Below are 13151 nucleotides of genomic sequence, written 5' to 3' on the forward strand. Positions count from 1 at the left end.
ACAATTTCAAAAACTTACTTTTTATTTAGAATAATTATAATTAATTTTGCGGTCTAAATATTTTAAGGGTGAAATTATCGTTATTAGCAGGTGCTGTTTTTCTAACAGTAGGCGGATTCTTGTCTGCCCAAAAAGTAGAAATTTTTCACAATGGACAAATCAAGAAGGGAAATATTATTAACAATGATGAAACAGGGAAGTGTAAACGGATATTTACAGAGAACTTTAAAATATTGTTTACAGGGCAATGTGAGCTCAATTTTCGTGATGATAAAAATAAAGAGGGAATTATTATTCTAAAAGAGGGAGAAGAGCTTAGTCTAAAAATTCTTCCAGATAAAATAATTCCCCCAGGAACATCAGAAATCAGAATTGAAGGTGTACAGCTTACAGCGAGAAAAAAACAATTTTCTGAGATCGTTATTCAACAGGAAGCACTTCAAAACCTGCAGTCATTTTCAATCGGTGACGTATTGCAACAATTACCTGGTCAATATGTACAGCAATTTGACAATACCCAATTTAAAAATATTGTATTCAGAACCGCCAGCGGACCTTCAATCACGGGCTCCGGAACTGTTCCGGGAGGTGATGATTTTGGAAACAGAGCGTTTGGAGTACAGTTGATGGTCAATGATATTGCATTATCTAATAACGAAAATATGCAGAGCTATGATTCTGCCAACAGCGGTCCTTTTGGAATAAGCTTTAATACTTCTACCAAAGGAGGAAACTTAATGCCGGGACAGCCTAACTATGGGGTCGATTTAAGAGAAATTCCTACAGAAAATATAGAAAGTATTGAAGTTATACAAGGGGTTCCAGATGCCAAATATGGAGATTTGACTTCCGGATTAATCAAAGTTACCACAACAGCGAAGGTATCACCATTACGATTGGATGCCTCTCTGAGAGAAGGAACTTATCAGGTTGGCCTTACCAAAGGTTTTAAAATTAATCAGAACAATGCCCTGAATGCTTCCGTTGATTATATGAATTCGCTTTCAGATCCCCGAACCAGTCTTGTAGGATATGACAGAACAAATGTCAATCTTCTTTGGTCAAGTAATAAAAAAGGCTTTAGAAATAAGCTTTCTGCTTCATTTTCTACTAATAGCAGCAAAGGAAAAAGAGATCCTGATGATGTTGACGGAATGATTATCAATGTCGAAAATAAAAGCTTTTCATTAGGAAATAATATCAGCTATTTTTTCGCACAGAATGGTAAAAAAACGTTCTTTAAATCAATCAATGTCGATATGGGGATAAGCTATGCAACTCAGCTTACAGAACGTAGATATTGGCTAAACCAAGGTGCTCGTCCTTATGGGAACTCTACAACAGATGGTGTTTATTATGCACCTTATACACCACCAAGTTACGAGAATCAGGCATTTTCGGATGGTAAACCTCTTAATATTTACACTAATTTTAGCATTAACGGAATAAAATTAACTTCTTCCAAATGGGCTCATAATTATAGTATGGGTGCTAATTTCCGCTATGGAGATAACTTTGGAAAAGGAAGATACGGAACGGCAGGTCAGTTTACTACGATAAATGCAGCGGGACAAGGTTCCAATGGGATGAGAGATTTTAATTACAGGGATAATGTATTTTCCAGTAAACAATATGCACTGTATATTCAGGATAATATAACCAAAGTCTTTGCTAATAAACACATTTTTAAGACAAATCTAGGTCTTCGTTATGATCTGCAGAATTCATATTCTACCTATTCGCCAAGGGTAAACACATCTTATCAGATGGGAAAATTTTCTGTGAGAGGAGGGTTTGGATTAACATCTAAAGCACCTTCACTCAATCAGATCTATACATCACCGAGATATTTTGACTTTTTGTTAGGGGATTATCGTTTGCCGGGATATTACTCAGCAGCAATTATGCAAACAGTAGTGACTCCAGGAGATAATGCAAACCTTAAACCTTCAAAAAGTTGGAAAACGGAAATAGGAGTTGATTACAGATTTCCTTTCGCAGTAGTTAACCTTACAGCATATTACAATAAACTGGTTGATGGTTTTACCACATTGAGTGTTCATAAGATCATGGATAAAGCCAAAGTGGATGTCAATATATCAGGAACAAACGTGCCTACTTTCGAAGTGGTAGGAACTGAAAAATTTAATTACCTCCAGAACAGAATTATTAATGGATACCAGTCTTCAGATAAAGGATTGGAACTGATGGTCAGCTTCAAAAAAATAGAGGCCCTTAATCTTGTGATTGGTTTTAATGCCAGTTACGTAGAAACTTCCGGACAAAAAGACGACGGACTTTACAAAATCAGTGCACCGGAGATCATGGATAAAGATTTCCAATACGGGATTTATAATGATATTAAAAATAAAAGATCAATGGCCAGAGCGAGTTTCAGCTTTGATTATCACCTGGCTTCATCTGGGTTAATTATTGGCCTGAGAACAGATCATTTTCTTTCAGACAGATCCCTGACAGGAATGAATGATATTTATCCGATAGGGTATATAAAACATGATGGAGAAATGCAGATGATTTCTGAAAATGATCGTACCAATCCAAAATATCAGGGATTATTCCTGAAACCTTCTGACGAAAAACTTTCAGGGTTATATAACAAAACACTTCATAATGTTCATTTAAGGGTTACAAAAGATTTCTTAAGTGGTTTCAGATTGTCAATATATGTAAGTAATGTTTTCAATTTAAAAGCATATGACGAAAGAGGAAGTGTCTACGGCAATTTTACTTCTACTTCGTTCGGAGGAAATATTTCATACAGATTTTAATAATACTAAAAATAAAAATAATGAAACGATTAATACTATTGTTAATAGTTCCCGTTCTTACCCTTGTTGGATGCAACAGAGATGATGACTTTGGAGGAAATAACGAGATTAAGCCTGTTCCGTTTACGATAAATATTAAATATGATGCTTCCAAATATCCTTCTGTAGCAGATAAAGGCGTAGCGAATGTAACTGTTATCCTGAAAAATACAGCAACAGAAGATCAGATTGTTGGAAAAACAGATGCCAACGGAGAACTGAAATTAGATGCCGTTCTGCCAGGAAGCTACAGTGTCCAGGCTGAACTTCAGCTAAAACAGAGTGAATATGAACAGCAGCTAGGGGAGGAAACAAGTTATGAAATTGTTCACTTCGGAGGGTTTGATGAAAAAGTAACCATTAATGCCAATACTTCTTCCAAATTGGTCAGAATCATCAGTGGAAATCTTGGTGATCTTGTGATTAAACAATATTATTATGCAGGTTCTGATAATAAATTAGGAGCCAATTTCAGAGATCAGTTTATTGAGATTCACAACAATTCAGATCAGACTATTTATGCTGACGGCTTATACCTGGTATTTCTGGAAGGAAATGTTAATAGTAACGTGACGACCTATACTTTATCCAACGGACAGTATGACTGGAGCAAAACTGCTGGAGGAGGTGCATCAGCCAATACAGATTATGTATACTCTAATATACTTATCAAAATACCTGGAAGCGGTAACCAATATCCGATTTTACCAGGGAAAAGTATTATTGTAGCTCAGACAGCCATTAATCATAAAATGCCTTTCGATGATATTAACGGTACAGGAATAGCGATACAGGAGCCTGACAGAACTGTTGATCTGAGCCATGCTGACTTTGAAACCTATATGGGAGATTATAATATAAGTATTGGTAAGAAGCCTTTCGCATGGGATATTCAGAATATTATGGTGCCAGATATGCAGGTTGCTTACTGGAGTATTGCCTCTAATGACTTAATCCTGAATGTGAATTCTATGCTGGGATTGGGGATTCTGAGAGCAACAGATGCAGAAGTGGCAAGCTGGCAAAAAGTAGCAGCTCCTAAAGCGCCTACCGGAACCCTGTTTTTACAAATTCCTAAAAACTATATCATAGACGGAATAGATATTACAGATAAAGAGCAGAAAGTACCTAAAGATTTCCCTGCAGATATAGATGCTTCAAGAACTTTCATTGTCAACTTATTGGGACAGGCTGAAGGTACTTTTAGCGGATTTTCTGTCATCCGTAAAACGAAGGAAATTATAAGTGGACGTGTGGTATTGCAGGATACAAATAATTCTGCCAATGATTTTGTAACGATTAAAGCAAACCCTAGAGGATATGCACAATAATAAAAATAAGACAATTAAAGTTTTTCAATACGGTATGTTGGGATTAGCTGCATTAAGCAGTCAGTTTTTCCATGCTCAGATTAGTCATTTAGATAGTATTAACATCAGTTCTGTAGAAAAAGACATTAGAATAAATGATCCCTATATTTCATTTTTCCAGCCTTTGGATTTTTCACGGACAACTTTTCAGTATTCTTCTGTAAAACAAAATTTTAAAAGAGTACAGACTGCAGGAGAAACAGGCAGTTTTACGTTTCAGTCTGAAGGAGTTTATAAACTGAATGATAAAATTGTCTTATCTGGGAGACTTAAAGCAGATAAAACTACCGAAGAAGATGTTCCCTATATTCTAAGTGATGAAAGAACTACCAACTCTTCTTTTATTTACAATCCTTCATACTATTGGGTTCCCCGTTCGGCAAGATGGCAGAAACAAAACTATTTTATCAATGGACAGTTTGCCTATAATCCTGTAAAACCTGTAATCCTGCAATTGGGAGGAGAAGGGAGCTATTCCAAATCTTACCGTCAGAATGCAGATCCAAGACCGAAGGTAGATGATTACAAATACAAAGCATTTGCAAAATTGGGTCTGAAATGGAAGCAGCATGCTATTTTCGGAAAACTGAGCTACGTACATCATTACAAGGGAAATGACATCATGTTTGTCAATATGAAAGGAAATGTACCTGCGAATGACAGCATTTATATCCGTTATAATGAAGGATATGGTAATCAGTATATCGGGAATACTATGTATAAAACTTCAGAATATAAATTAGGAGGTTATATCTGGGGTGGTGAATATGCCTTTAATAATGGGAATACCCATTTTTCTGCCGGATATGATTATAAAAATCTGATTGAGCGTTTTTACAGAGTTTTTGAATATCAGGATGGCAGCTTTAACTGGCATAAAGACTATACAAAATATTCCGGGCTGAAAACGGATCTTCATAGTTTCTATCTTAATTTTCTAGGGAATTATAATGGTAAAAAATGGGCTTCCATGATGACCTATCAGGATCAGCTGGATACCAATTACAACTATCCTTTGGAGTACAGATCCTACCGTCTCGAGCAGAAGAATCTTTTCTGGCAGAATAGTGTAGTTTGGTTTAACCACAAAAATGAGGTGTTTAAAATTCTTTTTGATGCAGCTTATGGAAAGAATCACGTGAAAGATGCTTCTGTAGTGATGGACAGAAAACTTTCCTTTTTCAATTATCGTCTTGGAGCGGAAAAAGAATTTGCTTTAAAACCTTCCCATAAAATAGCTATTGGGCTTTCTCAAAATCTTTATATTCCATTGGAAAAAGAATTCAATTATCAGCCTTACCAAAGCACAAAAGAGAATATCTTTGCAACTAAGATCGCTCAGCCGGACTTTGCTTATGATGCAACCCCTAAAATAGGTCTTAATTTTAATGCAAGTTATATTTTTGATCAGAACAAAATAAGGTATGAGCTGTTTGGGAGTTTTTCTCAAACCTGGCTGATGAACAGTACATATAAAAATCAAGTTGACTATAATGGCAGAGCTAATCACGTTGCCATGGTAGGATTGAATGTTTATTATTAAAAAATAAATGAAAGACAGATATCTCGCTTTTCTGGCCATTGCCGGAATAGTATGTTTATTAAGTTATACTTCAAATGACTCTACGGGGTATACCGTAGAAGAGCTTCGTACCCTATACAGCAGCGGCGATCAGAACAAATGGCCAGTTGCTCACTTATTTGATGAAGCGAAAGAAGGTTTTCAGGATATCGGACCTTTGTCTAAAATGAAATTTCCTGAAGATAATCCCTATTCCGAAGATAAAATGGAACTGGGAAAAATGTTATTTTTTGATCCGAGATTATCCAAAAGCGGACAGATTTCCTGTGCCAACTGTCACAACCCTGAAATTGGATGGTCTGATGGAAGCAGAGTCTCATTTGGACATGACAGGCAGACTGGAACCAGAAATGCACCTACTTTGGTGAATATCGGATATGCAAAAACGTTTTTCTGGGACGGCCGTTCAGCAACTTTGGAAGAGCAGGTGAAAGCTCCCATTGAAAATCCGGTAGAAATGAATCTGCATATGTCAATGGCGACAAAGAATATCAGGAAGATTAAAGGTTATAAAGCTTTCTTTGTAAAAGCTTTCGGAAATGGAGAAGTGACCGAGGAGAAAATTGCAAAAGCCGTTGCAACATTTGAGCGCTCTCTGATAAGCCCGCCATCAAAGTTTGACAAATTCGTTACCGGGAAAAAAGATGCTTTAACGGATTCTGAAATCAACGGACTTCACTTATTCCGTACCAAGGCGAATTGTATCAATTGTCACAACACCCCTTATTTTTCTGACCAGAAGTTCCACAATTTGGGACTGACATATTACGGAAAGAAATATGAAGATCTGGGAAGATATATCGTTACCAAAGAGAACGAAGATGTAGGAAAATTCAAAACCCCTACACTAAGAGAAGTTTCTGAGAATAAGCCTTACATGCATAACGGACTTTTCCCTGAACTGGCGAACATCGTTATGATGTACAACGCCGGAATGGGAAGAGAAACTCCAAAAGGAGATCAGATCAATGATCCAAAGTTTCCCCATAAATCAGAAATGGTAGAAAAACTAAATCTGACGGACGACGAAGTTTTTGATATCGTAGCATTTTTAAAAACACTAAACAGTTACAAATACAAAATGCGCCCACCGGAATTACCAAAATAATGATTATAGTAAAAACTCTTCCAGCTCTGGAAGAGTTTTTTATTTTATGAAATAGTAATCACTGAATTCAATGATGAAGAATTCTCGCAATCGGATATTTTTGTTGATTAATAAATATCGGTTTTATCAATTTAGTATCTGGTTTTTTGGTTTGGTTTGGATGAAAATTTCACCCAAAATGCTCTTGGATTTCATAATAAATATTTAATTATTAATTGTTTATGAAAATTAATTTGTGCATTATGAGATGTGGTTTTAATTTGTATATTTGATTTTATTTAGAATAAATAAAAATATTGTTTAAAGAAATAATAATGAATACAATTTTATCCATCTAATCCACCATTTTCACTAAAAAAACTATGGAACAACTAAACAAAAGAATCCTCACACTGGATTTAATAAAAGGTATAAGTGTCATCGGAATGATCATCATACATACCTTATTGGTGTATGCCAATGTAAAATCACAATATGAAACAGCAATTGGCAGTTTTATTGTTTTTCTTGGAAGGGGAACTTCCATTTTCCTGATCTGCATGGGAATTACCTTCATGACTTCCAGTCATCAAAGTCTTAAGAGCGCGTTGAAGCGGGGTGTTTTACTTGTATTTGCAGGCCTGTTCATGAATTTTATGAAGTTTATGATCCCTGTGATTTTTAATTTTGCTCCTGATAATTTTATCCAAAAATACGGATGGCATGCTCCTATAGAGCAGCAATATGTTTATCTGGTACAGCTGGGTGATATTTTACAGCTGGCAGGAATGTCTTTGCTGTTTGTCGGGTTTATCAGAGAGTATGTGAAAAATAAATATATCATTCTGGCGATAGGTCTTTTCGTTGCACTGATATCCAGAGAAGTTAGTGGAATTAATTTTGACTATCCTGTGATCAATTATGTTCTGGATCTTCTTTTTAATACTGATTATCCGGCATATGTATATTTTCCTGTTTTTCCATGGATGGCTTTTATCATCATCGGAATGTTTTTCGGAAAATGGTTCCAGGAGCTGAACTACAACAGCAAGCAGTTATTTAGAAATATGCTGTATGTGGGATTGGTTTTCGTGGCAGTTGGTGCGCCGTTGGTTTTTCTATATGGCGGATATAACTACAACGGTTTCTATCATATGGGACCCGGCGGAGTTGTTTATTTTGCAGGCTGGACGCTGATCTTCCTGTGGATTATCTATACTCTCACCGTAAACAGTAAGGAAAATAAGGCGATTAAAGTTTTAAAATACTGCAGCAGAAATTTGACTTCCATGTATATGATCCAATGGATACTGATCTCGTGGGGAAAAGGAATTTTTGGGTACAGGCAGCACAGTATTGGCTATGTATTGGTATTAATCTTATTCTATATTATCCTCACATTTTCAGTGCAGACTTTGGTAGATCTTATAAGAAAGAAAAAAACGCTATTCTATTTCCAACAGACTTCAGTGGATGAAACGGTTTTGAAGGAATAGCAAAATTGAATCAGTAAGGTATTTCCGTAAATGGAATGATATTCAATCATCTCAGTTTGGGTTTATATATTAAGCTTTTAATGATATCAGGGAGGTTAAAGTCGGAAGAGCGAAATTTCTGAAGTTAAAACCGTACTTCAGGTGAATTTTATTAATTTTATGATTAACCTTTATTCTCCTCTTCCAGTTACAAAAGATTAATTTTTTACACCGAACTCTGTAAATTAACTCATTAGAAAGGAAATACCACTTTTTTTCTCATAAATTCATATATTTATCACGAAAACACGATGGATTTATGAGAAAAAATATTTTATTTTTTTGCCTTTTTTTCTATTTATTTGTTCCCTCACAAAATAAAATAGACCGTATTCTGGACGCAGGAATAATAAAAGATCAGCCTCAGGGTATAAGAAAAGCAATAGAAGATGCAGAGGCCATCATAAAAAATGAGGATGCAACAGACATCCAAAGAATAAGAGCTTATCACATGATGAACAATGCCTATTTTATAATGGGCGAAACTCCAAAAGCATTAAATGCCATCATGAAAGCCAGGGAACTTTCAGAAAAAATAAAAAGCCCTGAGTACACTGCATTGTCTTTATCTCTGATAGCACAGGATTACCGCCAGTTGTGCTTAAATGAGCAGGCAGTCGATTATTATAATCAGGCACTCCGTTTAGTATCAAAAATTAATACCCATCAGAAAGAAACTGTCTTTTTAGCAGCTGGTGCGGCCTATGAAATCGGGAATATAGAATATGCAAATGAGAATGACAGATCCTCTTTAAAATATTACCAAAAATCAATTCAGTTATTACAGGATATTCCGAAAGAATACAAGGCTCATCAGAAATTTAGTTATCTGCTGGCCAATAACTATCTAGCAATGGGTAAAAGCTATATAGAAATGAAAAAAAATGATTCGGTCAGGATCTGCTATAATAAAGCCAGAGATATTATTTACCCTGTAAAAGATAAGGTATTACAAGTTTACCTTCTTAAAAGTTATGGCGAATTGTATTTTGCCGAAGGTAATTATAAGGCCGTTATAGATTCTGCAGGAAAAGCTGAGAATATTATTTTTTTCGATGGTTTTGGTTTAAAAAGCGGTCTGTATGAATTACTTGCAAAAAGTTATGCAAAGCAGGGAGATCATCTCAATTCCGAAAAGTATTATCATCTTTTGGAAAATCCTCAAAAGCAGAGAGATCATGATCTGAATAATGCCACTTCCCTTGCCTTCACCAATTCGAAAAAAGAAATGCTGCATGCAATTGATATTCAGGAAAACTGGAAGTACATGCTTATCATTACCATTGTAGTGATTATATTGGCCGCGGGCATCGTCATATTGATACTAAGAAAAAGAGCGCTTAAAAATAAAAACCGGTATCAACAGGTTATTGAAAATCTAAAACAGGAAAATGAACTGAAAAAACAAGTTCCTATTAAAAATTCTGAAATCATAAAATCTTCATCCTCTATCACTGAGAAAACAGAAAAAGAGTTATTAGCGAAGCTCTCAGAATTTGAAAATTCTAAAAAAATTGTCAATAAAAATCTCACTATAGCATCTCTTGCATTTCAGTTGGGGACCAATACAACTTATTTGTCTGAGGTTATCAACAAACATAAAAATAAGAATTTCAATTCCTATGTGAATGATCTTAAAATTGGATACATCATCAATAAAATATATACTGATCCCAAATATCATACCTATAAAATAACGTATCTAGCTGATGAGTGCGGGCTTCCCTATAGCAGCTTTGTATCTGCTTTTAAAGAATATACAGGGATGACACCCTCTGTTTTTATTAAACAGAAAGCCAAAGAATAATTTCTGAATAATTGGTTATAACTGTTTGATTTAGTTAAGGTAATGTATTTTAAAACACCTCTGGATTTAATAATTTCAGAGGTGTTTTATTTTGTGGCAGTAGTATTCACGTTTAATTTTGAAAATGAAAGAAGACGAAAATTATAACGGATCAAAGTAGTTTACCATGTTGGTATTGGTGCTACAATAAATTGAGATGAAGATCTCTCTGGATTTATAATTGAAGGGTCAGGATAAAAACACAATCAACATGAAAAGGAAAAAAATTCTCATTACAGTCTTTGCTTTTTTAGGACTTCTAATTGTATTCTTCGTAATCCGTACGCTTACTTATCCGTTTACCAAAATGGAGAAAGTCAGCAAAGATTTACCTAAAATAATGGTCAGTGATTCTTCAGTATACAGGCTTTCGGGAGGAATCAAAATTCCTACAGTTCCCTCAGGGGATTCTCTGAAATTTGATTATACCAGTTTTGATGCATTTCATGAATTTATAAAAAAAGAATATTCCTATATATATCAACATGCTGAAAGCTTTACAGTGAATGGCCATGCGCTTGTATTTAAATTAAAAGGCACAAATGATGATTTAAAACCTATCTTATTCCTGTCCCATATGGATGTTGTACCTCCAGGTTCTGCCCGGATCAGGAATACCCAGGAAAATATATTCCGTCCAAAAGATAAACCTGGTACTGCGGTGAATACTATTGCCAAAGAATGGGATTACGGACCTTTTTCTGGCGCTGTTACAAACGGGAAGATATATGGAAGGGGAGCTTTGGACATGAAGGGAATGCTGTTCGCTCTTATGGAGGCATTACAAAATACAATAAAGAGTGGGCAACAGCCTAAACGTGACATCTATCTTGCCTTTGGTTTTGATGAAGAAGTAGGTGGAGAACTTGGAGCTGCGAAAATAGCGGAATACTTTAAAAATAAAGGTCTTTGGTTTGATGCCATATATGATGAAGGAGGATTTATTCTTGAAAAAGGAAATCTAAAGGGTATAGACGCTAACGTAGCATTGATAGGTTGTGCTGAAAAAGGATTTCTATCATTGAAAATTAAAGTTAAAGGTTTAGGAGGTCATTCTTCCATGCCACCGTCAGAAACGGCCATTGGAAGAGCTGCTATTATGATGCAAAGATTGGAGCAAAATCCTATGAAGCCTATGGTTATTCCACTGATGCGTAATTTTTTTCAGAATGTAGGCGGTTCTATGTCTTTTACATCAAGGCTAGCTATTGCCAATGCATGGCTGATGGAGTCTGTTTTATTATCAGAACTCTCAAAAAATCATTCAACAAATGCTCTCATTCGTACAACAACGGCATTAACTATGATGAAGGGAAGTGATGCGCCTAATGTACTTTCTTCTGAGGTGGAGTTTGTGGCCAATTTCCGGTTGTTACCGGGAAATACAATTGAAGAAGTGAAAAAGCATGTTGCAAAAGCAACTGAAGGATTCGATGTTGAAGTAAGTATAGTGGATAATGCCAGAGAAGCTTCAAAAGTTTCACCGGTAGATACAAAAGCATATACAATAATGAAATCTTCGCTTAATCATGTTTATTCTGATCTTCTTATAACACCTTATTTAACAGTTGGAGGAACAGATGCTATTAAATATCAGGAGCTGAGTGATCATATTTACCGTTTTATGCCCATCAAAATTAATAATTCAGAACAGCAAAGTATGCATAGTACCAATGAACATATCAGTATAGAGAACTATACGAAAATGATCAGTTATTTTGAGTTTATTATGAAGAATTATGATAATTAGAATTAGTCAGAAAGCTTTATAGTTTCTATGATCAGCTGATGCAAAGTCATACTAAAATAAACAACATTTTGTATGTCTAGAGAATGATTGTTTGAAACTATCCGAGGAGTGTGATTTTTATGAAAGTTTAGACAGCTTTGCTAAATAAGGACTAAGCAGTTTATATAAAAATAACATTAAAATAACTAATAAATGCAAATAAAAGATAATTTCATTAAGGTAATGATGATGACTTTAATTATTATAATGAGCTTCATATGCTGTAAAAAATCAGAAAACAGACGGGAAACTATTTCTGAAAATGAAATGATTGATGAACAGTTTTTAACCGAAGAAGACCAGTCGAAATTGACTCCGGATCTTGTTTTGGATATTCTTAAAAAGAGAAATAATGATTTTGCTAATGATAATTTGACCATTCGGAATACCTCGCAAAGAATAAGAAAGGCTTCTTTAGGACAATATCCCAAAGCCGTTGTACTGTCTTGTCTGGATTCAAGGGTGCCGGTGGAGGATGTTTTTCATTCAGGAATTGGAGACTTGTTTGTAGCGAGGGTTGCTGGAAATATTAGCAATGAGGATATTTTGGGAAGTTTGGAATTTGCATGTAAAGTATCTGGTGCGAAAGTAGTTATAGTCTTGGGGCATGAGCATTGCGGTGCTGTAAAATCAGCAATTGACCATGTGGAACTCGGAAATATTACCGCTCTTTTATCCAAAATAAGACCGGCTATAGAGAAGGTCAATGGTTTTAAAGGAGAGAAAACCTCTGGTAACAATGAATATCTGGAGGCTGTTACAAAGGCAAATATTAATCAGACTATATTCAACATAAGAAACAGCAGTCTTATCCTTAAAGAAATGGAAGCAAAAGGAGAAATAAAAATAGTTGGTGGGGAATATCATATGGAGACAGGAAATGTAGAGTTTCTAAGCAATTAAAAAAATAGCGGTTATCACTTATACGGATGTGTAGGATAAAGAGAAAAGCTCCGGTTGTACTGTGTTTGTGAATAAATAGAAGGTAAAATGAGGGACTTTTTTTCCTGAAGATTCCAAGTGCGAAACGAAGGTATTCCGGCAGATTTGGCTGGTGATAAAGAGTAAACCTTTGATAGCCAGTAATACTCCGGAAGTGGTAACTGCTTTTTTG

The 13151-nt window shown here is 35.3% G+C and carries 8 protein-coding genes; all 8 read left to right on the forward strand.

Annotated features, from left to right (window positions below):
• The first annotated feature begins 68 nt into the window (after window positions 1–68).
• Window positions 69–2789 (forward strand): TonB-dependent receptor, encoded by a 2721-nt coding sequence (locus tag GFU89_RS09310; protein ID WP_318846863.1) that lies wholly within the window; start codon window positions 69–71, stop codon window positions 2787–2789.
• Window positions 2790–2809: 20 nt separating this feature from the next.
• Complete coding sequence (locus tag GFU89_RS09315; protein WP_318846864.1) at window positions 2810–4159, forward strand: DUF4876 domain-containing protein; 1350 nt, start codon at window positions 2810–2812, stop codon at window positions 4157–4159.
• Complete coding sequence (locus GFU89_RS09320; protein WP_318846865.1) at window positions 4149–5741, forward strand: DUF6850 family outer membrane beta-barrel protein; 1593 nt, start codon at window positions 4149–4151, stop codon at window positions 5739–5741. Before GFU89_RS09315 ends, GFU89_RS09320 begins: the two co-directional genes overlap by 11 nt.
• A 7-nt stretch (window positions 5742–5748) precedes the next feature.
• A complete protein-coding gene (locus tag GFU89_RS09325; protein ID WP_318846866.1) occupies window positions 5749–6888 on the forward strand; it encodes a cytochrome-c peroxidase in 1140 nt (379 codons plus the stop codon).
• A gap of 362 nt (window positions 6889–7250) precedes the next feature.
• A complete protein-coding gene (locus tag GFU89_RS09330) occupies window positions 7251–8363 on the forward strand; it encodes a heparan-alpha-glucosaminide N-acetyltransferase domain-containing protein (protein WP_318846867.1) in 1113 nt (370 codons plus the stop codon).
• A gap of 298 nt (window positions 8364–8661) precedes the next feature.
• The gene (locus GFU89_RS09335) at window positions 8662–10209 is read left to right on the forward strand and encodes a tetratricopeptide repeat protein (protein ID WP_318846868.1); all 1548 of its coding nucleotides are present in this window, start codon (window positions 8662–8664) and stop codon (window positions 10207–10209) included.
• Window positions 10210–10459: 250 nt separating this feature from the next.
• On the forward strand, window positions 10460–11998 hold the full coding sequence (locus GFU89_RS09340) for a M20/M25/M40 family metallo-hydrolase (RefSeq protein WP_318846869.1): 1539 nt from the start codon (window positions 10460–10462) through the stop codon (window positions 11996–11998).
• 192 nt (window positions 11999–12190) lie between these two features.
• Window positions 12191–12940: a carbonic anhydrase family protein gene (locus GFU89_RS09345; RefSeq protein ID WP_318846870.1), complete on the forward strand. Its 750-nt coding sequence runs from the start codon at window positions 12191–12193 to the stop codon at window positions 12938–12940.
• The last annotated feature ends 211 nt before the right edge of the window (window positions 12941–13151 follow it).

This window comes from Chryseobacterium sp. JV558 (assembly GCF_033712365.1).
Lineage (GTDB): Bacteria > Bacteroidota > Bacteroidia > Flavobacteriales > Weeksellaceae > Chryseobacterium.